Origin of the sequence: Streptoalloteichus hindustanus (assembly GCF_900129375.1) — a bacterium.
Lineage (GTDB): Bacteria > Actinomycetota > Actinomycetes > Mycobacteriales > Pseudonocardiaceae > Streptoalloteichus > Streptoalloteichus hindustanus.
Genome location: NZ_FQVN01000005.1, coordinates 584494 through 607325, shown reverse-complemented (window position 1 = coordinate 607325; position 22832 = coordinate 584494). Strand labels below are relative to the sequence as shown.

At 72.5% G+C, this 22832-nt stretch carries 26 protein-coding genes; 14 read left to right on the top strand and 12 right to left on the bottom strand.

The window, feature by feature from the left end:
* Positions 1-35: 35 nt before the first annotated feature.
* The 3 genes from BUE43_RS18570 to BUE43_RS18560 all read left to right on the top strand — a co-directional run bounded on the left by BUE43_RS18570 (position 36) and on the right by BUE43_RS18560 (position 3288).
* A complete protein-coding gene (locus BUE43_RS18570) occupies positions 36-965 on the top strand; it encodes a hypothetical protein (RefSeq protein WP_143174235.1) in 930 nt (309 codons plus the stop codon).
* Positions 966-1076: 111 nt separating this feature from the next.
* Positions 1077-1994: a S66 peptidase family protein gene (locus BUE43_RS18565; protein ID WP_200797589.1), complete on the top strand. Its 918-nt coding sequence runs from the start codon at positions 1077-1079 to the stop codon at positions 1992-1994.
* A gap of 226 nt (positions 1995-2220) precedes the next feature.
* A complete protein-coding gene (locus BUE43_RS18560; RefSeq protein ID WP_073484811.1) occupies positions 2221-3288 on the top strand; it encodes a methyltransferase domain-containing protein in 1068 nt (355 codons plus the stop codon).
* 143 nt (positions 3289-3431) lie between these two features.
* Here the strand turns inward: BUE43_RS18560 and BUE43_RS18555 are convergent, their stop codons facing one another.
* The 4 genes from BUE43_RS18555 to BUE43_RS18540 form a co-directional block, all read right to left on the bottom strand.
* Complete coding sequence (locus BUE43_RS18555; RefSeq protein WP_073484809.1) at positions 3432-4142, bottom strand: S1 family peptidase; 711 nt, start codon at positions 4140-4142, stop codon at positions 3432-3434.
* Between the two features lie 411 nt (positions 4143-4553).
* A complete protein-coding gene (locus BUE43_RS18550; protein ID WP_073484807.1) occupies positions 4554-5060 on the bottom strand; it encodes a flavin reductase family protein in 507 nt (168 codons plus the stop codon).
* 42 nt (positions 5061-5102) lie between these two features.
* Positions 5103-6125, bottom strand: a complete 1023-nt coding sequence (locus BUE43_RS18545; protein WP_083959794.1) for a response regulator transcription factor — start codon at positions 6123-6125, stop codon at positions 5103-5105.
* 227 nt (positions 6126-6352) lie between these two features.
* Entirely contained in the window at positions 6353-6880 is a 528-nt protein-coding gene (locus BUE43_RS18540) for a DinB family protein (protein WP_073485013.1), read from the bottom strand.
* 197 nt (positions 6881-7077) lie between these two features.
* Here BUE43_RS18540 and BUE43_RS18535 point away from each other — a divergent pair, with 197 nt between their 5' ends.
* Entirely contained in the window at positions 7078-8106 is a 1029-nt protein-coding gene (locus tag BUE43_RS18535) for a helix-turn-helix transcriptional regulator (protein ID WP_073484802.1), read from the top strand.
* A gap of 287 nt (positions 8107-8393) precedes the next feature.
* Here the strand turns inward: BUE43_RS18535 and BUE43_RS18530 are convergent, their stop codons facing one another.
* Positions 8394-9326, bottom strand: a complete 933-nt coding sequence (locus BUE43_RS18530; RefSeq protein ID WP_073484800.1) for a hypothetical protein — start codon at positions 9324-9326, stop codon at positions 8394-8396.
* Positions 9327-9828: 502 nt separating this feature from the next.
* Here BUE43_RS18530 and BUE43_RS34730 point away from each other — a divergent pair.
* The 4 genes from BUE43_RS34730 (at position 9829) to lepB (ending at position 12798) form a co-directional block, all read left to right on the top strand.
* On the top strand, positions 9829-9987 hold the full coding sequence (locus tag BUE43_RS34730; RefSeq protein WP_200797570.1) for a hypothetical protein: 159 nt from the start codon (positions 9829-9831) through the stop codon (positions 9985-9987).
* A 152-nt stretch (positions 9988-10139) separates the two neighbouring features.
* Entirely contained in the window at positions 10140-10667 is a 528-nt protein-coding gene (locus BUE43_RS18525) for a TlpA family protein disulfide reductase (RefSeq protein ID WP_073484798.1), read from the top strand.
* The gene (locus tag BUE43_RS18520; protein WP_073484796.1) at positions 10664-12460 is read left to right on the top strand and encodes an ABC transporter ATP-binding protein; all 1797 of its coding nucleotides are present in this window, start codon (positions 10664-10666) and stop codon (positions 12458-12460) included. The genes BUE43_RS18525 and BUE43_RS18520 overlap by 4 nt, the downstream gene beginning before the upstream one ends.
* The gene (gene lepB / locus BUE43_RS18515) at positions 12460-12798 is read left to right on the top strand and encodes a signal peptidase I (RefSeq protein WP_073484793.1); all 339 of its coding nucleotides are present in this window, start codon (positions 12460-12462) and stop codon (positions 12796-12798) included. Before BUE43_RS18520 ends, lepB begins: the two co-directional genes overlap by 1 nt.
* On the opposite strand, the gene BUE43_RS18510 is transcribed toward lepB, so the two are convergent.
* The 4 genes from BUE43_RS18510 to BUE43_RS18495 all read right to left on the bottom strand — a co-directional run bounded on the left by BUE43_RS18510 (position 12744) and on the right by BUE43_RS18495 (position 16074).
* Positions 12744-13217 carry a helix-turn-helix domain-containing protein gene (locus tag BUE43_RS18510; protein WP_083959793.1) on the bottom strand — a complete coding sequence of 158 codons (474 nt, stop codon included), beginning with the start codon at positions 13215-13217 and terminating at the stop codon, positions 12744-12746. The two genes, lepB and BUE43_RS18510, sit on opposite strands and share 55 nt — an antisense overlap.
* A gap of 139 nt (positions 13218-13356) precedes the next feature.
* Positions 13357-14112 carry an NYN domain-containing protein gene (locus BUE43_RS18505; RefSeq protein ID WP_073484789.1) on the bottom strand — a complete coding sequence of 252 codons (756 nt, stop codon included), beginning with the start codon at positions 14110-14112 and terminating at the stop codon, positions 13357-13359.
* Between the two features lie 488 nt (positions 14113-14600).
* The gene (locus tag BUE43_RS18500) at positions 14601-14966 is read right to left on the bottom strand and encodes a hypothetical protein (RefSeq protein ID WP_143174234.1); all 366 of its coding nucleotides are present in this window, start codon (positions 14964-14966) and stop codon (positions 14601-14603) included.
* A gap of 187 nt (positions 14967-15153) precedes the next feature.
* Complete coding sequence (locus tag BUE43_RS18495; RefSeq protein WP_073484784.1) at positions 15154-16074, bottom strand: LysR family transcriptional regulator; 921 nt, start codon at positions 16072-16074, stop codon at positions 15154-15156.
* 142 nt (positions 16075-16216) lie between these two features.
* On the opposite strand from BUE43_RS18495, the gene BUE43_RS18490 reads away from it, so the two are divergent.
* Together BUE43_RS18490 and BUE43_RS18485 are read left to right on the top strand one after the other, a co-directional pair.
* Positions 16217-17074 carry an EamA family transporter gene (locus BUE43_RS18490; RefSeq protein WP_073485010.1) on the top strand — a complete coding sequence of 286 codons (858 nt, stop codon included), beginning with the start codon at positions 16217-16219 and terminating at the stop codon, positions 17072-17074.
* A 68-nt stretch (positions 17075-17142) separates the two neighbouring features.
* Positions 17143-18009: an NmrA/HSCARG family protein gene (locus tag BUE43_RS18485; protein WP_073484782.1), complete on the top strand. Its 867-nt coding sequence runs from the start codon at positions 17143-17145 to the stop codon at positions 18007-18009.
* Between the two features lie 118 nt (positions 18010-18127).
* Here BUE43_RS18485 and BUE43_RS18480 read toward each other — a convergent pair whose 3' ends face one another.
* Entirely contained in the window at positions 18128-18688 is a 561-nt protein-coding gene (locus BUE43_RS18480) for a carboxymuconolactone decarboxylase family protein (protein WP_073484780.1), read from the bottom strand.
* 74 nt (positions 18689-18762) lie between these two features.
* Between BUE43_RS18480 and BUE43_RS18475 the strand changes: the two genes are divergently transcribed.
* The gene (locus BUE43_RS18475; RefSeq protein WP_073484778.1) at positions 18763-19230 is read left to right on the top strand and encodes a MarR family winged helix-turn-helix transcriptional regulator; all 468 of its coding nucleotides are present in this window, start codon (positions 18763-18765) and stop codon (positions 19228-19230) included.
* Between the two features lie 191 nt (positions 19231-19421).
* On the opposite strand, the gene BUE43_RS18470 is transcribed toward BUE43_RS18475, so the two are convergent.
* Both BUE43_RS18470 and BUE43_RS18465 read right to left on the bottom strand, forming a co-directional pair.
* The gene (locus BUE43_RS18470; protein WP_073485008.1) at positions 19422-20066 is read right to left on the bottom strand and encodes a class I SAM-dependent DNA methyltransferase; all 645 of its coding nucleotides are present in this window, start codon (positions 20064-20066) and stop codon (positions 19422-19424) included.
* Positions 20067-20207: 141 nt separating this feature from the next.
* Positions 20208-20921, bottom strand: a complete 714-nt coding sequence (locus tag BUE43_RS18465; protein WP_073485006.1) for a TetR/AcrR family transcriptional regulator — start codon at positions 20919-20921, stop codon at positions 20208-20210.
* Positions 20922-21024: 103 nt separating this feature from the next.
* On the opposite strand from BUE43_RS18465, the gene BUE43_RS35640 reads away from it, so the two are divergent.
* The 3 genes from BUE43_RS35640 (at position 21025) to BUE43_RS18455 (ending at position 22832) form a co-directional block, all read left to right on the top strand.
* Positions 21025-21156 (top strand): hypothetical protein, encoded by a 132-nt coding sequence (locus BUE43_RS35640; RefSeq protein WP_268844435.1) that lies wholly within the window; start codon positions 21025-21027, stop codon positions 21154-21156.
* Positions 21153-22256, top strand: coding sequence for an FAD-dependent monooxygenase (locus BUE43_RS18460; protein ID WP_073484776.1), 1104 nt, complete (start codon positions 21153-21155; stop codon positions 22254-22256). The genes BUE43_RS35640 and BUE43_RS18460 overlap by 4 nt, the downstream gene beginning before the upstream one ends.
* 66 nt (positions 22257-22322) lie before the next feature.
* The gene (locus BUE43_RS18455; protein WP_200797568.1) at positions 22323-22832 is read left to right on the top strand and encodes a DUF6640 family protein; all 510 of its coding nucleotides are present in this window, start codon (positions 22323-22325) and stop codon (positions 22830-22832) included.

Below are 22832 nucleotides of genomic sequence, written 5' to 3'. Positions count from 1 at the left end.
CCGCCTCCAGCGCCCCCATCACCCCGAGGTGACCTGTGATTCCCTACGTGGGCTCCGGCCCCTACTGCTACACCAGTTCGCTGTCGATGACGCTCAGCCCCGACGCGCCACCTCTCCCCGTGATCGAGACGGTCACGGGCTCCCCCTTCGGGGCCCAGCTCGTCGCCGGTGTCACGCCGTTCTTCGACCCCTGCGGATGGAACCCGGAAGTCGGTCTGGACGCCGCGATCGAGCTGCTCGGCTGGCGGTGCGCGCGACACGACGGAGGAACGCCGGAGCAGGCCGTGGACCGGCTGCGGGCGGCGTGCGCCCGGGGTCCGGTCCTGGTCGGGCCGGTGGAGATGGGGTTGCTGCTCTACCAGCCGGGGTCGGGCAAGGCCGTCGACGCCGACCACTACGTGGTGGTCCTCGCGGTGGAGGACGACACCGTCCTCCTCCACGACCCGGAGGGCTATCCCTTCGCGACGCTGCCGCTCCCGGCGTTCCTGGCCGCGTGGCGCGCGGAGTCGATCTCCTACCTCAGCACGTCCTTCGTGATGCGCACGGACTTCACCCGGGAGCGCGAGGTCAGTCCGGACGAGGCGGTGCGGCTCTGCCTTCCGCGGGCCGTGGAGTGGCTGGCGGGCCGGCGGGACCGGGAGATGCCGCCGGGCTCGCTGGGCGGGGCGGCCGCGGTGGAGCGGCTGGCCGCGCAGGTCGTCGAGGGGCTCGCCCCGGAGATCCGGACACAGCTTGAGGTGTTCGGCGTGCGCGTGGGCGTCCGCCGCCTCGGCGACGCCGCCTCCTGCCTGGCCGCGCTGGGGTTGACCGGCCCGGCCGCCATCCTCACCGAGCAGGCCCGCATCGTGGGCGGCCTCCAGTACCCCCTGGTCGTCGGGGACGACCAGGCGCTGGCGGCGGGACTGCGGCGGCTGGCCCCGACCTACGAGCGCCTGCGCGAGGCGCTCACTGTCGCGATCACCTGACGGGAGGAGGTGTCCGTTGCCGTGACTTCTCCCTAGGCTCGGCGCGTGGGCGGTGACCTCGGTGGGTTGGGCACGGCGGAACGTCCGGAGTGGACGGGGGCGGCGCGGGAGTTGAGACGCCCCCACCGGCTGCGGCCGGGTCAGCGGGTCGCGGTCGTCGCGCCCGCTGGCCCGGTCGAGCCGGAGCTGCTGGAGCGGGGGGTGGCCGCGCTGCGGTCCTGGGGGCTGGACGTCGTGCTGGGCAAGCACGTCCTGGACCGCCACCCGGCGTTGGACTACCTCGCGGGCCGGGACCAGGACCGGGCGGCGGACCTGGAGCGCGCCTGGTGCGATCCCGAGATCGCGGCCGTGTTCTGCGCCAGGGGCGGCTACGGCAGCCAACGACTTCTCGACCACCTGGACTGGGCCGCGATGGCGGCGGCCGAGCCGAAGCCGATGATCGGGTCGAGCGACGTGACCGCGCTGCACGGGGCGTTCGCCACCCGCCTGGGGGTGGCGACGGTGTTCGGCCCGATGGTGGCCACCCGGGCCTTCGCGGCGGACGAGGTGGCGGCCGAGCACCTGCGCCGCACCGTGTTCACCCCGGACGAGACCACGGTGTTGCGGCGGGACGGCGCGGTGGCGTTGGTGGCGGGCCGGGCGAGCGGGGTGCTGCTCGGCGGCAACCTCAGCCTGCTGGCGGCCGGCGTGGGCGACTGCCTGGCGCCGCCCTCGGCCGCCGGCGCGCTCGTGCTGCTGGAGGACGTCGGCGAGGACCCCTACCGCCTGGACCGGATGCTCACCCAGCTGACCCGGGCCGGGTGGTTCGACGGGGTTCGCGGGATCGCGCTGGGGTCCTGGGTGGACTGCGCGCCGATCGAGGTGGTGCGCTCGGTGCTGGCCGAGCGGCTCACCCCGTACGGCGTGCCCGTGCTGTGGGAGTTGGGTTTCGGGCACTGCGTGGGGCAGTTGACCGTACCGCTGGGCGTGCGGGCGACGCTGGACGCCGACGCCGCCACCCTGACGCTGCGTGAACCCGCGTTGCGCTGACTGTCTGTCGGGTGACCCCCGGTCGGGTTGGTAGTATCCCGATCATGAAGTTCTTCTTCCGACTCTGACGCGACCGCTGGCGGGTTGCGGACAACCCCTCGCCAGCGATGCGGGGCGGTGCCACACCCGTCCCGGGTCGCGACGTGGGAGAAGATCACGTGATCTTTCGTGTGCCGGCGCCCCTGCGCGCCGGAATCGCACCGCGTCCTGGCACTGTCGCCACGCCGTGACGGCGGCGCGCCTGCTGGCGCGGACAGTGCGGGGCATCGAGTCGGTGGTGGCGGAGGAGATCCGTCGCCGGGGGCTGGGCCGGGTGGAGCGCCTGGGGCACCGCGAGGTCTGGTTCCGCAGCGCCGATCCCGGCCCGGAGGTGTTGGGCCTGGACTGCGCGGACGACGTGTTCCTCGTGGCCGCCGCGGTGTCCGGGATCGGCCGGGACCGGTCGGCGCTGCGGTTGTTGGCCGAGGCGGCCGGGAACGTGCCGGTGGAACCGCTGTTGGCGCTGCGGCAACGCTGCGGCGGGCGACCGAGATGGTCCACAGTGGACGTTTCCGCGTCGTTCCTGGGACGCCGCAACTACTCCCGGTACGACGTGGAGGACGCGGTCGGCGGGCCGCTGGCCGCCGCCGTCGGCCTGCCCTACCACGGCAGGCGCGGGGGCGTCGCTCCGCCGCCGGGCGGGCTGTCGTGGCGGGTCACGGTGGCCGACGACCGAGCTCTGGTGGCGCTGCGGATCGCCGAACGCCCGCTGCACCGCCGGCAGTACCGCCAACAGACACGGGCGGGCAGCCTGCACCCGCCCCTGGCCGCGGCGATGGTGCGCCTGGCGCAGCCGCACCAGGGAGCCCGACTGCTCGATCCCTGTTGCGGGGTGGGCACAATTCCCGTCGAAGCCGCCCGGACCGACCCCACACTGTCCATTGTGGGCAGTGACCGCGATCCCGCTTCGGTGACCGGCGCGGTCGCCAACGGGGCGGGGACCACGGTCTCCTGGGCGGTGGCCGACGCCGGCCGGCTGCCAGTCGCGACCGGGTCGGTCGACGTCGTCGTGAGCAACCCGCCGTGGGGTCAACAGGTGCCGCCTTCCGGGGTACTCGCCCAACGACCAGAACGGTTCTGGCGGGAGTTGCGGCGGGTGCTGCGCCCCGGCGGTCGTGCGGTGCTCCTGCTCCCGGACGCCAACACCTGGCTTCCCCAGGCCGCGGACGCTGGCATGAAGCTGGTGGACCGGCGTCCGGTCAGCCTGTTCGGCTCCCATCCGGAGATCGTCGCGCTGGAGGTGGCCGAACGCTGAGCCACCCGGCCTGACGTGGTGCTGGCACACCAAAACGCGACGGCCCGCTCGCGCGACTCAGGTGAGCCTGAGTCGCGCGAGCGGGCGGAAACGGACGTGGGGCGCCAGGTTCGGGGGCCGGGCGCCCCGGGATCACCGGGGGATCAGACCCCGGCGATCGACTTGATCCAGGACCGGTACCGCGTCACGTCGGTGTAGGCGGTGGTGGTCTGCCGGTCGCTGGTGGACGCCACGCCGATCTGGACGCCGTTGGCCATCATCGGGCCGCCGGAGTCACCGCCCGCGGTGATGCCGTTGCCGCGACGGGCGCAGACCGCCGAGCCGCCGTAGGCGTCGGTGCAGCTACCGGTCACCGTCACGTTGGCGACCTTCAGGTACCGCGACTGACAGTTGATCTCCGAGCCGCACCGGGACGTGGCGCCCCAGCCGTAGACCTGCACGCTCTGCCCTGGGCGGTACGCGCCCTGCGAGCCAAGCCGGGCGTAGGTCGCCTGCACCGAGCGGTCGAGCTTGACCAGCGCGAGGTCCGAGGAGTGGGTCTGGACCTGGACGCCGTTGGCCATCGTGCCGCCGCTGGACTGGTCGAGGCTGCCGATGCGGAAGGACAGCCCACCGCCGCTCACGCAGTGCTTCGCGGTCAGGATCCAGGTGGGCGCGATGATCGTCGCGCTGCACGTCTGGCGGCCGTTGGAGAACAGCCGCGCCGCCCACGGGGCGTTGCTCGCCTGGCCGCCGCCGATGATGTACGGGGTGACGTCGCTTTCCGCCGGGGGCGCCGCGGACGCGGTCGGGGCCATGGCGAGGACGGTGAACAACGCGCCTGCGATCGCAGGGATCAGCCTGGAGATTCGCACGGTTCCTCGATTCCGAAGACACGCGATTTCTCGCGCACAGGGGTGTCTTGGGACACGAGATTCGTACCACTCGTTCGAGTGAAAAGGGATATATCAAAACGTCATAACACCGGCGCGCGTTCCCCGGACGGCGGCGCGGACGCCCTGCCCACGTGGGGTGCGGCCCGGCGGCGCTCGCCCAGCTCGGCCGCCGCCCCCGGTTGGTCCGACCGATCGGGGCGGCACTTCCGGCGGCCACGACAACCTCGGGCGGGGCGCGCCGAATACATGACGAGAACGATTCCGGACCCGGTTGCACGAGGACATTGTTGGGAGGCACGACAAACACCCCGCGCCGAACCATTCACGCCAAGCCCGCCGCGGCGCACGGACCGCGCGCGACGCCGGGTCAGGTGGTCCGCTTCTCGTTGGTCACCCTGCGGTGAGGGGCGGTGGCTGGCTGGCGGTCACGTACCTGCCGTCGTGGCGCATCAACGCCGGTGCTTCCTCGCGCACTCCGCCGGCGTCGACTTCACCGATGACCAGGACGTGGTCCCCGGCGGGGTGCCGGGCGACGACGCGGGCGCTGAGCCAGGCCGGTGCGGCGGCGAGGATCGGCAGGCCGTCGGGCTCGTGCCGGCGCGCCGTGCCGACGAACCGGTCGACGCCGCCGCGCGCGAACCGGTCAGCCAGCCCGGAGTTGTCCGCCCCCAGCAAGTGAACGGCGAAGCGGTCGGCGCGCCGCACGGCGTGCGCGACCGAGGAGGCCGCCGCGACGCAGAAGGAGATCAGCGCGGGTTCCAGGGAGACCGAGCTGAAGGAGGTCGCGGTGAACCCGGCCGGCCCGGGCACCGTGATGATCGTGACGCCGGCCGCGTGACGTCGCAGGGTCCGGCGCAGAAGGGCGGCCGTGGTGGCGTTCGTCGTCTCCTGCTGCACCCGGGCGCTTCAGGTCGGCCGGGCGCGGCTCCGCCACCACCGTCAGCCGGTGATGCCGGCGACGAGTTCGTCTCGGTTCGTCACGCCGGTCTTGCGGTAAACAGACCGGAGGTGGTCGTGCACCGTGTGCGGGGACAACTTCAGGTACCGCGCGATGCGTTTGGTCGGCTCGCCCCGGAGCAACAGGCTCACCACGTCCTTCTCCCGGGGGGTGATGCGGTACCAGGCCGCCAGTGCCGTCAGCAGGGGCGCACCGGCCCCGTGCCGGATCGTGATGGCGACATCGCCGGGATCGGCGCCCTCCAGCGGCTCGCCGTCCAGGGCGATCCAGCCGAACGGCGTGGGGATGTGGGTGAGCGCCGCGCGGCCAGTGCTGCGCGCGTGGTGTGTGATGTTCCACATCGCCCTGAACAACTGCGGATCATCGCGCCGAACGTCGGACGGCAGCATCAGGCTCCCCGTGCGGCGCGCGCTCGCCGAGATCGCCCGGACCTCCCCGTCCGCGCCGACGACGACCACACCAGGTGATCCGCTCGTTGCCACCGGCCGCAACGGTTTCGCCGCGACGAACTGGCGCAGCGCGAGTGCGAACGCCCCGGACAACCCGCACAGGTACTCGGCGTCGGCCCGCGAGAACGGGCGGTTTCCCCGTTGCCGCGCCAGGACCAGCACCCCGGTCGGGACGCCGTCGACGGCGAAGCCGACGATCAGCTCGCTGCCCGCCCCCTCCGCCGCCATGTCGCTCAGGTGCCGCCGAACCCGCGCGGACTGACCGGAACGCCGGGCGGCGGTGGACGCGAGGAGCCGAACGCGGCAGTCCCCGTCGAACAGCCCCCATCTGCCGTCGTAGACGAACTCCTGCGCCATCCGCTGCCGCATCGGGGCGCTGTAACCGATCCGCGCGCCCTGGAAACACCCCACGCCCGTCACGGGGTCCAGTCCCCCCAGCAGGTATCCGTCGTGCGGAACTCGTTGCCCGACAAGGCGCGCCATTTCCCCGGCCAACTCGCCCGCGTCCGAGCACTCCCCCGCCACAGCCGACAACAACCTGACCCACGGCTCCATGCCCCAAGGCGTACCCGGGCGGGCGACACTTGGCTAGCCCCAAGCAGTTGACGCGGTTCGGCCTCACCGCACGACAGATTGTCCAATGTGGACGGTTTGCCGTGGGTGGCAGTCGTCCGGCCGGCCACCGTCGCGCACCGGGCCGGGCAGACCAGACAGGTCCGGACACCCCGCGGTCGGGACCGGGCGGCCTTGCGCGCGGCCGCCCGGTCCGCCCCGCACAGCGGTCAGGTCGACTTCTGACCGTCGAGCGTCTCGCGCAGGATGTCCGCGTGCCCGGCGTGCTGGGTGGTCTCGGCGATGACGTGCAGCAGCACCCGGCGCACGCTGTACACCCCGCCCGGCTCGTTCCAGGGCGCCTCCGGCAGCGGGTGCGTCGCCGACAGGTCGGGCACGGCGGCGATGATCTCCTCGCTGCGCGCGGCGACCTGCTCGTAGCGCTCCACGATCCCGGCCAGCGTCTCGCCGGGCAGCATGCGGAAGCTGTTCTGGTGGTCGAGCAACCACTGCGGGTACTCGCGCGCGGTGCCGGCCTCGATGTCAGCCCAGGTGACACCGTCGGGCAGCTCGTAGGACATCGCCGACGGACCCTCAACCACGAAGCGCAGCCACCCCTCCTCGGCGGACGCCACGTGCTTGATCAGCCCGCCCAGGCACAGCTCGCTGACCGTCGGCCGCGCGCCGGCCTGCTCATCGCTGAGCCCGTGCGTCGTCCTGATCAGGGCGGCTCGCGCGACGGCGAGCTCGGCGAGCAGATCGGCCCGCTCGTCGTGGGGGCGCTCGTCGGGGCGAGTCGTGGTGGGCGCGGTCGTGGTGGACGCGGTCGTGGTGGACGTCGTCGTAGTGGTCACGGTGACCTGCCCCTTCGCGGTGATGTCGTTGACTGGCACGGGACAACAATCGCAGGGGTAGCGGTCAGGTTGTGGCCGCTTCTCGGGGCAGGATGGGAGCCATGCCGAAGACCTCAGCGCGCCTGCTGGCGCTGCTCTCGCTGTTGCAGGCGCGCCGGGACTGGCCGGGGCCGGTGCTGGCCGAGCGGTTGGAGGTCAGCGCGCGCACTCTGCGCCGCGACGTCGACCGGCTGCGCGAGCTCGGCTACCCCGTCGTGGCCACCAAAGGTCCCGACGGGGGCTACCGGCTCGGCGCCGGCAGCGAACTGCCCCCACTGCTGTTCGACGACGAGCAGGCCGTCGCCCTGGCCGTCGCGCTCCAGATCGCCACCACCTCCGGCGTCGACATGGGCGAAGCCGCGGCACGCGCGTTGAACACCGTCCGGCAGGTCATGCCCGCCCGGCTGCGCCGCCAGATCGACGCCCTGCGGATCACCACCGTCGACCGGCCAGCGGCCCGGCCGAACCCCCAGGTCGACAGCGGCGTGCTCGCGGCGCTCAGCGCCGCCGTCCACGCCCGTGAGGTGTTGCGCTTCGACTACGCCGCCGCGGCCCTGGCCCCGGCCCCGCCGGCAGCCGGCGGCGCCGCAGCGACCCCACCGCGCCGGGCCGAGCCCCACCACCTCGTCACCTGGGGCGGGCGCTGGTACCTCGTCGCCTGGGACCTCGACCGCGCCGACTGGCGGACCTTCCGCGTCGACCGGATCACCCCGCGCACCCCGACCGGTCCCCGCTTCACGCCACGGGAGCTGCCCGGTGGCGATGTGGCCGACTTCGTCGCCACCAGGTTCCGGGGCTCCGGGAACTGGCCCTGCCGCGGCGAGGTGGTCCTCGACCTGCCCGCCGCCGAGGTGTCGCCGTTCGTCCTCGACGGGGTCGTCGAGGCGCTCGGCCCCCACCGCTGCCGGCTCACCCTGGGCTCGTGGTCGTGGCGCGGCCTGGCCACCCACATCAGCAGGTTCGACGCCGACATCGAGGTCATCGGCCCCCCTGAGCTCAGGGACGCCTTCGCCCACCTGGCCCGCCGCTTCGCCAAGGCGGCCAGCACCCCCGCCACGCCACCCCAACCCGATGAGCCGAGCGGTGAGTGACGAGCCGCCAGACCCCCGGACACATGGACAGGGCTCTGTTGAGCCAGAAACACGCAAAGAGTCCCAGAGGTGTCCAATAAGGACAGTCCCGCGCGGGACACACGCCAGCCCCGCCCGTCCACACCTGGTCGCACACCCAGAACCGGGCAGTTGGCCCGGTGACCGAACCGCAGGCGGGTCACCGGGCCAACTGTTGTCTCACCGCGGCCCAGCCGTGAGCACTACCCGGCCACGTCCAGCTTTCCCCGTCGCCGGAACGGTTTCACCTCGGGCTGGCGGTGGCGGTGTCAGCAACGGGCGCCGCGGATGCGGTGTTGCTGGGTCTTGCAGCTGTAGAAGTACCCGCAGAAGTGCGTGTACCGACCCCGGTCCGCGGTCTCCGGGTTCGTGATGCGCCTGTTGCTGTTGTCGACGTCGGTGGCACGCGTCCTGCCGGGCTTGTGGCCCCAGAAACCCTCCGAGTGGTAGCGGTACCAGTGGTAGTCCTGGTTCGGGGCGACGACGAGCGCCACCAACCAGCGGGGCTTCTCCGAGTCGGGGAAGCAGTCGAAGCGGCGGTGCATCCCGTCGCACAACGAGGCCCGGGTGAGCTCCTGGCACGTGAGCGCCCGGTACATGTTGCCGCAGCCGAAACCCGGCTGCGCGAAGTTGTTGGTCCGCCAGTTGCTCGCGTAGTTGTAACAGTTGTTGCACCGGAGGGTCGTCGCGTTGTTGTTCCAGAAGCCGGGGTTGTACCGGCCGACCTCGATCTGACAGGTGGCCCGCGGCGACAGCTCCTCCGGCTCCCCTCCGGAGACGTCGCCGACGGTCGGGCTGCCCTCGAAGCTCTGGGCGACCGTCCACTCCAGCTCGGTGGTCAGGAACCCGCTGAGCGGCGACTCCAGCGGCGGGAGTCCGTCGTCGTGGGCCGCGGCGGTTCCGTCCTGGTCCAGCAGGCCGATGAGCCGCTCGCCGATCTCGCCGGCCCGGCCGCCCCGCGACCCCCGGCCGACCGGCAGGTAGAGGTGCGACCCGAGGTCGAAGCCCTGGGCGGTCTCGTCGGTGAACAGCTCGATCTCGAAGCCGCGGAAGCCCAGCTCGCCGGCGACCGGGGCCCCCTCCGTCAGCAGGCCCTCCTCCCGCCTCAGCGCGCGCAGCGTCTCCCGCACCCGCGCCTCGTCGTGCACCTCCCAGACCGGGTTCGGCCGGCCGGAGAACAGATCCGCTGAAATCCGTAGCATCGCTCACTCCTGGGATTCGGGTGCCGGCCGGACAAGTACGGCCAGGCACGAGGGAACGGCGACACACCGTCTTTTCGCTTGCCCGTGGACACAAGGGGGCAGCACGACACCCGAGCGCGGCGGAAGGTCGGTGCGCGAGGAACGGAGTACCTGGTCCGGCTCCTGTTCCTCGTCCTTCAAGGGGCCGCGGACGCGCTCCGGATACCGCGCACACCGTTTTTCTCCGCAAACACACGCCAGACCCAACCAACAGAGGCCGTGGCGGATCGCGGCCAGGAACACCCGTTGTCACCACATCACCAACCACTTCTCACCGTGGTCACCGAGTACCCGCAATCGGTCGAAGCCGCTTCGGGGCGATGAGAGCCGCCCGTCCCTGTGACCGAGCACGAGCCCGTCTGTGCCCGACCGCGTGTGTCCGAGGTTGTCCGACATCTCTTCCGTTCCCGCGCGGCCCGGGTCAGCGTGTTGCCCTCGTTGGTAGATCGGGGAAGGAGCGGACGTGAAGCGACTCGTTCAGCGAGCGGGCGACCGTCTTGTCGGACTGGTGCTGCCGAAGGTCGAGGCGGGCGCCTGCGTGCCGGAGCACGGCAAGTGCTGCCGGCGTGGTTACCGCTTCAACTGCTACGGCAGCTGCGTCTCCCGCACCACCAGCTGCTGAGGACAGCTGCTGGGGACACTGCCCGGAGTGGCCGCGGGGGCACCATGTCGTGCCCCCGCGTGCCACGCCCCGCCGATGCCATCCCACCGTCCACAGTAGACACACCAGCGCGAGGACGTCGCCCTGCTCCTCGTTCCCACCGGGAGAATCCGATGACCCTGCTCTCCGTCGTCGTCGCCGTGCTCGCCGTCGTGGTCGTGCCGCACGTCCTCCTCACCTTCGGGCTGGTCAGCCGAATCCGCGCGCTGCAACAGATCATCGCCGTCCCGGCCCGCGATCCGGACCTGCCGCGGCCCGGCGCGGTCGTCCGCCCGTTCTCGCTCACCGACACCGACGGCGTCACGATCACCGAGGACGACCTGACCGGTCCGGTGCACGTCGGCTTCTTCTCGGTCGGCTGCGGGCCGTGCCGCACGCTCAGCGACGCGCTCGTGGCCGCCCCGCCGGCCGCCCGGTTCGTGTCCGTCGTGGCGGGAGACCCGGCGGAGGACGCGACCGGGCGGATGGTCGCGAAGGTCGGCGCCCTCGGGCAGGTCGCGGTCATCGACGTCGACGACCCCGTGCTGGCCGCGTTCGGGGTCAACTCGTTTCCCACGTTGCTGCACACGCACGGCGGCGTGGTGACCGCGTCCGGTTCCCGGCCCAGCCACTTCGCCGACGTTGCGTCGCCCGTGGCATGACCCGTTCCGCGCCCCGCGCGGCCGCGTCGGCGCTCGCACTGCCCTTCCGGGCCGCGCCGGTGGCCGCCACCGCCACCCTGCTGCTCACCGTGGCCGCCGGCGTCGCGCCCGCGACCGGGGCCTGGCTGACGATGCTGCTGGTCGACGAGCTCACCTCGGGAGCGGCGAGCACGGGCCGAGCGGTGTTCCTCGCCCTCGCCGCGGCGGTGGTCGGCGGGCTCGGCGCCGCGCTGCTCTACCTCGGCGGCCACCTCGCCGAGGTCGTCCGGCGCCGGGTCGGGCTGATGGTGGAGAGCCGGCTCTTCCGGCGCGTCGCCGCTTTCCCGGGACTGCGGCACATCGAGGACCCCGCGTTCCACGACCGGCTCCGGCTCGCCGAGCAGGCGGCGCAGGAGGCTCCGGACACGATCACGCAGTTCGCGCAGGAGCTGGTCCGCTCCGCCGTGCTGCTCGCCAGTTTCACCGGAGCGATGCTGGCGGTGTGGCCGCCGATGACCTTGCTGCTGCTCGCGTCGGTGGCCACCGCCGTCCTCGCCCGGCTGGCGACCGCGCGGCGGGAGGCGGCCACCGAGGAGGCGTGGGTGGCCACCGACCGGCGTCGCCTGTTCTACCGCGCGCTGCTCACGGATGTTCGCGCTGCCAAGGAAATCCGGTTGTTCGGGCTCGGCCCGCTGCTGCACGCAAGGATGGTCGACTCGCTGGCGACGGTCTCCCGCGCCCGGTTGACGGCCGCCCGCCGGGGCACGGTGACGCAGAGCGGGCTCGCGCTGCTCGGCGCGGCCGTCACGGGGGCGGGCACGGTCGTGGTCGCCGCGGGCGTCGTCGCCGGTCGCTCGTCGGTCGGCGACCTCGTGTTGTTCCTCGGCGCGGTGGCCGGAGCGCAGACCGGGCTGTCCGGCGTGGTGCTCCAGCTCGGCGAGGCCGGTCGCGCGCTGCGGCTGTTCGGCCACTACCTCGACGTCCTCGACCTGGAGGACGATCTACCTGTGGGGACGGGAGAACCGCCCCACCCGCCGACGATCGAGCTGCGGGACGTCTGGTTCCGGTACCGGGACGACGGCCCGTGGGTGCTGCGCGGGGTGGATCTGACCATCCCGGCCGGCGCGGCCGTGGGGCTGGTCGGCGTCAACGGCGCGGGCAAGAGCACGCTGGTGAAACTGCTGTGCCGGTTCTACGACCCGCAGCGCGGCACGATCACCTGGGGCGGCACGGACATCCGCCAGCTCGACGTCACGGCGCTGCGCTCCCGGATCGGCGTGGTGTTCCAGGAGTTCATGACCTACGACCTGACCGCGGCGGAGAACATCGGCATCGGGCGGGTGCACGAGCTCCGCGACCGGTCGCGGATCGTCGCGGCGGCTGAGGCGGCCCGCGTCGCCGAGACGGTGGCGGCGCTGCCGAACGGCTACGACACCGTGCTGTCCAGAACCCACGCGGACGACGAGCGCGCGGGGGTGACCCTGTCCGGCGGGCAGTGGCAGCGGGTGGCGCTGGCCCGGTGCCTGATGCGCGCCGACGCCGACCTGGTGGTGCTCGACGAACCGACGTCGGGCCTGGACGCCGAGAGCGAGCACCACGTGCACACCACCCTCCACCGGCACGCCGAGGGCCGAACCCGGCTGCTGGTCTCCCACCGGATGGCCGCGCTCCGCGACGCCGACCTGATCGCCACCCTCGTCGACGGCCGGATCGCCGAGCGGGGCGGTCACGACGAGCTGATGGCCGCCGGCGGTGAGTACGCCCGCCTGTTCCGCCTGCAGGCGCGGGGATACCAGGACGCGAGGGCGACGTGATGGCGTGGTGGATCAGGGTGACGGTGCGCGGCCACAGCATGTCGCCCACCCTCCATGATGGACAGCGGCTGGTGGCCCGCCGACTGCGCCGACACCCGCGTCGCGGTGACGTCATCGTGTTCCGCGTGCCCGACGACGAGCTGCCGCACCGGATCAAGCGGGTCGCGGCCGTCGCCGGCGACCCGCTGCCGGACTGGCTCGCCCCGGCGTTGCCGGGTCTGTCGCACGTGCCGCCCGGCCACGTGGCGGTCGTGGGTGACAACCCGCGGTCGCAGGACTCCCGTCAGCTCGGCCTGGTCGACTGCCGCGACGTTCTCGGGCGCGTGCCCGGCACGTGAGCCATGTGCCGCCACCTCGCCACCGTCCGCACGACGTGTTCCTGCGGGATGCCCAGCAGGCACTCCGCGACCGCGCGCAGGACCTGTTCCTGCGTGCTGTCCAACAGGTTCACCAGGTGCGCGCACCGATCCGCGGGTGGGGTCGCCGTCGCCCGTCGGGTGGCGGCGGTCCAGCGCGCTCTCCAACCGGCGACGTCCCCGCCGCAGGCCCGCACGATCGCCAACACGGTGTCGAGCCGGGGAAACCGGCGCCCGGTCAGCGCGTCGTGCAGCGTGCTGCGCGCGCATCCGGTGCGGCGCGCCAGCTCGCGGTAGGACAGTCCGGCCAGCAGTCGCAGTTCGTCGAGGTCGACCGCCAGGTGCGTCCTGACCGCCTCCGCCACCTGACTTTCCCAGCCGTCCTCGCTCTGTCCCGTCATGGGGCGGCATGGTCGCGCCTCGCTGTTCCGGCGCACAACCAACTGATCGTTTTCGGCAAAGTCCGTGCGCCGTCCGGTGGTACGCCCTGCTCCGGACAGATCTTCGCACCACACAGGGAAGTGCCCTCGGGACCGCGCGTCAGGGGCGCAGGTCGCGGACGTGGACGACGGCGGACTTGCCGTCGTCGGACTGACGTCGGTCCAACGCGAAGACCGAGGTCGCGGCGATGAGGTCGCTGAGCTTGGCGTGACCGTAGTTGCGGGAGTCGAAGTCCGGGTGCTGGCTGGTGAGGATGTGGCCGACCGTGGACAGCAGCGCCCACCCGTCCTCGTCCGACGCGGCCTCGACGGCCCGTTGGAGCTGGGTGATGAGCGCGTCCTCGGCCATGAGCGGCGCGGGCAACGCGCGGGGGGCCGCGACCACGGCGTCGCCTTCGGCACTTCGACCGAGAGGTCGGGTGAGGTTCTCGGTGTAGATGAACTTGTCGCAGGCCGCCACGAACGGCTTGGGGGTCTTGCTCTCCCCGAACCCGTAGACCCGCAACCCCGACTCGCGCAGCCGCGCGGCCAGGCGCGTGAAGTCGCTGTCGCTGGAGACGAGGCAGAACCCGTCGAACCGGCCGGTGTACAGCAGGTCCATCGCGTCGATGATCATCGCCGCGTCCGTGGCGTTCTTGCCGCTGGTGTAGGCGAACTGCTGGACGGGCTGGATCGACTGGGCGAGCAGCTGCCCCTTCCAGCCCTGCAACCGGGTGCCGGTCCAGTCGCCGTAGGCGCGTTTGACGTGCGCCGTGCCGTACTTGACGACCTCGGCCAACAGGGCCTCGATGATCGCTGGCTGGGCGTTGTCCGCGTCGATCAGCAGCGCCAGCTTGGCGGTACTTCCCTCGATCATGACGTCGCTCTCCTCACCCGGTCTGACGCCGTTCGCGCGGCTCGCGCGTCACGCGCTCGGCCTGCCGCGAGCCCGTGGCCGTCCACCGAGCTCGGCGGGAACCATCACACCGTCCGTCCCGAACTCCCGCCTGTCCCGACTTTGGGGGACGCGTGGGGGTCCGTCGTCCTCTGCGAGCATCGACCCGACCACGTCCCGGGTGCTGTCGGTGTCGGGCGGCGAAAGCCCATCGCGAAGAGGCACGGCCAGGTTGTCACATCCGCGCGCCTCCTCTCGTCTCCCAGACGGAAACATCCCCAACACGGTGCGCACTTCCCCACCGACGCCGAACTCGGCCACCTCGTCGCCCAGGTGTCCCTGATCAACGCGCTCGACCTGATCGGCGTTCCCCTGGAGAGGAAGCCACCACGCCGCTGAAGCGGCGGTCGTGGGTGCGTGGCCGAACTGATCTCGATCACGCACCCGCGAACCAGGATCGCGAACTTCCTTCACCACCACGATCCCCGCGTGAGGTGCCAGCCGCCCACACACAGCTTGAACCACACGCCACACGATGTCGTGGGCGGCAGCACGGGGGCGAGCGCGTCACCCAGGGCCGCCGCCATGGCCTCCGCCCCGGGCAGCCGCGAGGCGTACGCGCGCGCCTCGACCTCGACCAGGACGTCCGGCATGTTGTGGTCCATTGTGGACGCCGCAACGAAACGAACCTTGACCATGTCCGGCGTGACGACGATCTCGCGCCCCTGGTCCTCGCGGCGGAGCAGGCGGGACACGGTGGCGCAGAGCACCGGCGTCAGTCTGAGAAGACTCTCGGCGGCCACACCTGGTTGGTAGTGCACCAGCACCAAAGGCACAAGCCCTCCAGACAGGTCCACGGGCTGTCGACGAATCTGGCTCCGACAACGGAAAAACCCTCAGATTCTGACGTCAGCCAGCCGTCGAGCGGAGTGAGGACGCGCTGTTCTGGCCGGAGCCGAACATCGTGGGCCACGCCAACGCGCCGAACCCAACCACCCCACACCTGGGTCCACACTGGACAGATTAGCGAACGGGCCCCGCCGCGCCCGGAGCATCCCCTGCCGGGTCGAGCGCGGTGGGAATGCCGAGGATGTCGAGGAAGGCGGTCGCGGCGGGCGGGCGGCTCACGGGGCTCCAGATGACGTGCTCGACGCGGATCGGCGCGTCCGCGACCTCGATGGTGGTGACGCCGGCGAGCTGACGCGCGTAGGCGGCCGGGAGCATGGCGACGCCGAGCCCCTGCCCGACGAGCCGGGCCAGGAAGTCCGCGTTGGTCACCTCGAACGCCACGTCGCGGCCGAGGCCGGCCGCCGCGAAGGCCTGGTCGGACTGGGCGCGCCCGGCCGTCCCGGCCGGCAGGTCCACGAACACCTCGGAGGAGAGCCGACGGAGGTCGACCGCGGGTTCGCCGGCGAGGGGGTGGTCCGGCGCGACCACGGCGACGAGGCGGTCCCGGGCGAGCTCCCTGGCGTCGACGCCCTGCGGTCGCGCCGTGGCCGGCAGTCCGAGGAAGGCGACGTCGACGGCTCCCTGCCGGACCTGCTCGACGAGCTCCTCACTCGCGCCCACGCGCAGGCTGACGCGCACGGCCGGGTACCGCTGGCGGAAGTCGCGCAGCGCGCGCGGGATGTCGACCGCGGCGACGGAGGGGATCACGCCCACGGCGAGCCGTCCGCGCACCTCGCCGACGGCCGCGGCGACCTCGGCGACCGCGCGCTCGGCGGCGTCCAGGCACTGACGCGCGGCGGGCAGGAAGGCCGCGCCGGCCGGGGTCAGCCGCACGCGGCGGCTGGTGCGCTCGAAGAGCCGCGCGCCCAGTTCCCGTTCCAGGCGCGCGATCTGGTGGCTGAGGGCGGACTGGACGACCAGGCACCGCTCGGCGGCCCGGGTGAAGCTGCTCGTCTCGGCGACGGCGACCACGTAACGCATCTGCTGGAGGTCCACCGATCCATCTTGTATCGAGATCGATGGCGTGACAAACATGTGTTGGACTCATTGATCGCGGCGGGCTGTGATTGCCGACGTGACAAGCCCAGCAGCACAGCGGGTTTCCGGCGGAGCGAGCACCGGCCTCCTCCGGGGAAACCTGCCCCGCACCCTCCTGACCGCACTCGCTCCCGCGGTGTGGGGCACGACCTATGTCGTCACCACCGAGCTCCTTCCGCGTGGCCACCCGCTGTTCGCGGGACTCCTGCGCGCGTTGCCCGCCGGCCTGGTCGCGCTGGCGATCACCCGGACGCTGCCGCGTGGCACGTGGTGGGGGAAGGCCGCGGCGCTCGGCGTGCTGAACATCGGACTGCTCCACCCGCTGCTGTTCGTCGCGGCGGAGCGCCTGCCGGGCGGCGTCGCCGCGACCCTGGCGGCGGCCCAGCCGATCATCGTCGCCGTCCTGGCCGTCACCGTGCTCCACGAGCGCCTGTCCGCGTGGCGCCTGGCCTGGGGCGGGGTGGGCGTGGCCGGCGTCGGCCTGGTGGTGATCGGGCCGAACGCCGCGCTCGACGTCGTCGGCATCGCGGCCGGCCTGGCCAGCGCGGCCACGATGGCGCTCGGCGTGACCCTCACCAAACGCTGGGGACGACCCGCCGGGGTCGGTCCCACCGCCTTCGCCGGCTGGCAGCTCACCGCGGGCGGCCTGTTCCTGCTGCCCGTCACGTTCCTCGTCGAGGGGCCGCCACCCGTGATCACCTCGACCGCGGCCCTCGGCTACCTCTGGCTGGGCCTGGTCGGCGGCCTGATCACCTACGTCCTGTGGTTCCAGGGCGTCACCACCCTGCCCGTCACCTCCGTCGCGGTGCTCGGCCTGCTCTCGCCGCTGGTCGCCGCCGTGCTCGGCGCCGTCCTGCTCGGCCAGACGCTCGGCCCGGTCCAACTCGGGGGCTTCGCCCTCTCGCTCGCCGCGATCGTCGCGGGACAGCTCCCCGCGCCCAACCGCCCACGCGGCTGAGCCCCAGTCCACAGCCCGCGCCGGAAGCGAAACCGGCCGCGCAAGCACGTCGTTGAAGGGATCTCGCAGTGTCGAACAAGAAGAGCGTTCTGGTCACGGGCGCGACCGGCGGCCAGGGCGGCGCCGTCGCCCGGAGGCTGCTCGACCGGGGCTGGGCGGTGCGCGCCCTCGTCCGCGACCTGAACAAGCAGGAGGCCAAGGACCTCCAGGCGCTCGGCGCGGAGCTGGTCGCCGGCGACCTCGACGACGCGGAGTCGCTGCGCGCTGCGGCGCGGGGCGTGCACGGCGTCTTCGGCGTGCTGCCCAACTACCTGGCCGACCCGCGCCCGGAAGTCGAGGTGCGGCAAGGAAAGAACGTCGCCGACGCGGCCAGGGCGGCAGGGGTCGCGCACCTGGTCTACAGCTCCGTCGGCAGCGCGGGCCACGGCTCCGGCGTCGCGCACTTCGAGACCAAGGCGGAGATCGAGGCGCACATCGACGCCATCGGCGTGCCCGCGACAGTGCTGCGGCCGGTGTTCTTCATGGAGAACTGGTCGTCGATGGTGCCGGAGAAGGCGCCGGAGGCGGAGAACGGTGAGCGGGTCGCGTCGATCCCGCTGGACGCCGACACCACGGTGCAGATGATCGCGCTGGCCGACATCGGCCGGATCGCCGCCGACGCGTTCGCCAGGCCGGGCGAGTTCGTCGGCAGGAAGATCGAGATTGCCGGCGACGAGCTGACCGTGCGGCGGATCGCCGAGGTGTTCACCGAGGTCGACGGCATTCCGACCCGCTTCGAGCGACAGCCGACCGAGGAGCTGCGGGCCGCCGCCGATGAGGTGGCGACCCTGTTCGACTGGCTCAACGAGAAGGGGTACCGGGCCGACGTCCCCGCGCTCCGCGCGCGGTACCCGGAGCTGCTGACCTTCGCGGCGTGGCTGCGCGGGAACCGGTAGCAGACCGGCCCGTCCGTCATCGTTCCCGGGCGATCCCGTCCGGGAACGATGACGTTCTGCGCGGCCTCCGGGCGCTGCGCCCGGCCGTTCCCAACCGGGACCCCGGGCCGCCGGCCTGTTACGCGGGCACCGGCGCGGCGTGCCAGGCGTGGTCCGCGAACGCGTCGTCCAGCGGAGCGCGGACCAGGCGGTTCGCGTACGTGGACAGCGTGTACGTGCCGATCCCCAGCACCACCTCCAGCGCGTTCTGCGCCGTGTAGCCCGCGCTGGTGAACGCCGCGAGCGCCGAGTCCGGGACCTCGCCCGTCGTGTCCATCACCGTCAGCACGAACGTGCGCAGCGCCTCCAGGCGCGGGTCCGGCAGCGCCGACCGCGCCCGCAGCGCCGCCACCAGCTCCGGCGGGGCCGACAGCCCGTGCAGCGCCGCCGTGTGCATCGCCACGCAGATGTGGCAGCCGTTGCGCGCGGCCACCGTCATGACCAGCACTTCGCGGTCCACCGCCGGCAACGTCGTGGACTCGAAGATCGCGTTCAGCTTCAGGAAGCCGTTCAGCAGCTCCGGGGACGACGCCAGACGGCCGACGGCGGCGGGGACGTGCCCGCCGAACTTCCGCGCGACGGCCGCGATCGCCGGGCGCGCGGCCGGGGGTGCAGACTCCGGGGTGTGATCAGGGAACACGGCGACTCCAGACGTAGTATCGACAACGTGGTTGTCGAAACCGTAAACCTGGTTGTCGAACTTGGCAAGAAGTCATGACCGACGCGCCCGGCTACGAGCTGCCGCTCCTGCTCCTCGGCGGCTTCCGCACGCTCATCGACCGCCTGCACGCCGAACTCGCGCGTCGCGGGCATCCCGACGCGCGCCCGTCCCACGGGTTCGCGATGCAGGCCATCGGCGTCGAGGGCGCGACGGCGTCGGAGATCGGACGCCGCCTCGGCGTGTCGAAGCAGGCGGCGGGCAAGACCGTCGAGCGGCTGGAGGCGCTCGGGTACGCCGAGCGCGTCGACGACCCGGCCGACGCGCGCCGCAAGGTCGTGCGGCTCACCGCGCACGGCGTCGACGTGCTCAGGAAGTCGGCGGAGATCTTCGACGACCTGCGCGCGGAGTGGGTCCGCGCGCTGGGCCCCGAGCGCGTGCGCGCGCTGGAGGCCGACCTCCGCGCCGTGGTCGGCCCCGCGGCCTACCGGCTCGACGCGGCGGGCTGGTTCTCCAGCCAGTGACCGCCGCACCCGATGTCCTGCCGGGTCATCGCCGAAGCGAACACCGGGGGCTGCCCCGCGACTGATCTCCTGGTCGTCGCGGGACAGTCCTCAGTTCACTGTCCACTGTCCACTGTGGCCGCTTCGGTCGCGGGAACGGCCACGTGAGCAAGGCTTCGCGGAGCTTTCCCCGATGGCCGTCTGGCGGACGCTCAGAGCTCCTGCGGCTTGCGCACCAACAGGTGCGCCTGCTGGAACCGCTCTCCCTCACGAGGTTCGCGCAGCAACCTGCCGACCTCGACGAAACCGGCCTGGCGCAACAGGTCCGCGAGGCTGTCGGGCGACCACCGGTAGGCGAGCGCGACCTTGTGGTCGAACTCCCGCGGCTGGGGATCGTCCCCGGCGAAGAACCCGAGCAGCAGGTGGCCACCCGGAGCCAGCACCCGCCAGAACTCGGCGAACACGGCCGGAAGCTGCCGCGGGTGCAGGTGGATGACGGAGTAGAGGGCGAGAACGCCGCCGAGAACACCGTCGGCGATCTCCAGGGCGGTCATCGTTCCCTCGTCGAACCGCAGTTCGGGGTGCGCCTGGCGGGCCAGGGCGATCATCGCGGAGGACAGGTCGATGCCGAAGGTGGTCGGCCCGAGCGCCTGCATGTGCGCCGTCACGTGGCCCGGCCCGCACCCGATGTCGGCGACCGGCCCGGCGCCGTGCGCCTGCACCAGTTCGGCGAACGCGGCCAGCAGCGCGCGTTCCATCGGCAGGTCCGCCAGCACGTCGCTGAAGAGCTCGGCGTAGAGGGACGCGACAGCGTCGTAGGCGGCAGCGGTGTCGTTCGGGGCGGAGAGCTCGGTCACGCCGGAGACGATAACCCGCTGCCCCCGCGCGCCGAACCCGGCATCGAACGGCGCGACGTCGCGTGGCACTGTCCTTATTGGACAGTCACGTGCGTCGCCCGTGGCGGAGACCGCCGTCGACGGAACCGGCGGCCACGCGGCCTACCGGCCAGGATGGTCCAGGCCGAGGGTGAGGGCCAGGTCGCGCAGGCACTCCTCGTAGACGGGTTCCAGGTCCGAGTAGGCGAAGTCGAGCTGGTGCAGGACCTCCATGCACAGCAGGCCGTACAGCCGGGTCCAGCACGACAGGAAGACGTGCGCGGCCTCGGGTGGCAGCCGTCCGTCGATGGTGGCGGAGTAGGCGGTCAGCTGCTCGCGCAGTGACGCGGGCAGATCGGCCAGGCCGGGCACCGGGAACGGGCGCGTCTGCCACAGCTCGACCGTGAGGTCCAGCAGGACCCGCTCGAATCGCTGCGCGGCCTGGTGGCGCACGGAGTCGGGCCGGCGGTTCGACGGGGTGATCGGGCTGGCGAAGATCCAGCCGAACTCGGCCGGGTGGGAGATCGCCCAGGCACGCATGGCCCGGCACGCCGCCAGGATGCGCTCGCCGACCGGCGCGTCGGCGCGGGCCGCGCACGCCTGTTCCATGGCGGTGGCCAGCTCGCGGAAGAAGTCCGCGGTCACCGCGCCCACCAGTTCCTCGTGGCTGGCGTAGTAGTGGTACAGGGCCGGGCCGCTCATGCCCACCTGCCTGGCGACCGCGTTGATGGTCACCGCGGCCGGTCCCTTCTCGACCAGGAGCCCGCGCACCGCCGCGTGGATCTCCGCCACGGTGGCCCGCCGCAGCCGCTCCCGCCTGCTGGTCCGCTCGGTCATCGACACCGTCACCGCTCCCGTCCCGCCGTCGCGCCGTTGACATATTAGGGCATCTAGGTCTACTTAATACCTCTAAGCAAACCTAGATGCAGTAGGAGGACGTGTGAAGCGCGGGTGGTGGGGCCTTCTCGCGGCTGTGCTGCTGGTGACGGCCGTGTGGTGGGAGCTGTCCCGGTCCGCTCACGGCCGGCTCGGCGTGGACGCGCCGGACCTGGAGCGGAGGGGCCGGCGATGAAGGTGGTCATCGTGGGTGGCGGCATCGGCGGGCTGGCCGCGGCGGTGGCCTTCCACCAGCGCGGCTGGCAGGTGGAGGTCCTGGAACGCGCTCCCGAGTTCACCGAGATCGGCGCGGGGTTGTCGATCCAACCCAACGGACTCCGCGCGCTGGACGCGCTCGGCCTGGGTGATGCCCTGCGATCCGGCGGGCTGGCCGATCCGCCGGCGGGCATCCGCCGCGCGGACGGAACCTGGTTGGTGCGCAACGACATCACCGACCTGCGACGCCGCTTCGGCGAGTGGGTGACCGTGCACCGGGCCGCCCTGGTCGACCTCCTGCGCACGGCCGTGCCCGCGCGGGCACTGCGGCCCGGCACCCGGGTCAGCCACGTCCGTCCCGACGGGACGGTCCACCACGACGGCGGCACCACCGCCGCGGATCTCGTGGTGGGCGCCGACGGCGTGCACAGCGTGACCCGGCGGTCCCTCTGGCCGCAGGCGCCCGGGCCGCGCTACGTCGGGTACAGCGCCTGGCGCCTCATCGCTCCGCCCCAGCACGTCGAGGGAAGCGCGGAGACCTGGGGCAGGGGCGAGCGCTTCGGGCACGTGCCGATGCCCGACGGTCGCGTCTACTGCTACCTGATGGCCAACGCGCCGATCGGCTCCCGCGTGAGCCTTGGCGAGCTGCGCCAACGGTTCGCGCACTGGCACGACCCCATCCCCGCACTGCTGCGCTCAGCGCGGGAGGAGGCGGTGGCGCAGCACGACACCTACGAACTGCCGAAGCTGCGCACCTATGTCTCCGGGAACGTCGCGGTGCTCGGCGACGCCGCGCACGCCATGACCCCCAACCTGGGGCAGGGCGCCTGCCAGGCCCTTGAGGACGCGGTCACGCTCGCCGCGGCGGTGGACACCCTCGGCGTGCGCGCGGGGCTGGCGGAGTACGACCGCGTCCGCCGGCCGCGCACCCAGATGATCGCTCGCCGCTCCCGCCAGGTCGGCGCTCCGGCCCACTGGTCCTCGCCACCGCTGACCGCCCTCCGCGACGCGGCTCTCCCCCTCCTGCCCCGCGCGCTCTTCGGCCGGTCGGTCACCGCCGCCTACACCTGGTCAGCCTGACTCCCCTGCCCGACACCGCCGCAGCGTCCCCCGCGGCGCGCCGTCCCCCGTCGAAAGGCCAACCCGATGTCCCCTTCCCGACTCGTGATCATCGTCGTCGGGGTGGTCACGGCCGTCAGCGCCGTGCTCGCCGACCTGGTCATCCCCGAGCTGGCCGCCCAGCACGCCCTCAACCCCAACTGGCCGCCCCACGCCAAGTTCCACGACGCCCAGTACATGGTGATGACGGCGCTCCTCGGCCTCGTCGGCGTCGTCCTCGCCCTGCGGCCGGGTCGGGACCCCCGTGGCCGGCTGCTGTGCGCCGCCGCGGTCCTGGCCACGCCCTGGCTCGGCATGCTCGGCGCGCTGCCGTTCCCCGGCACCGCCACCTACGACCCCGAGTTCGCCGACCGCACCCTGTTCGTCCTCGGCCTGCACGGACAGGTCCTCATGGCGCTCGTCCTGCTCATGGCCCTGCTCGTCGCGGCAGCGGCGACACCGCGCGCACCCGCGGATTCCACGGCACGACCAGGAACCTCCCTCGCCCCGAACAGCGGTGAAACGTCCACTGTGGAGCAGACCGGCTCGCGGCGGTGA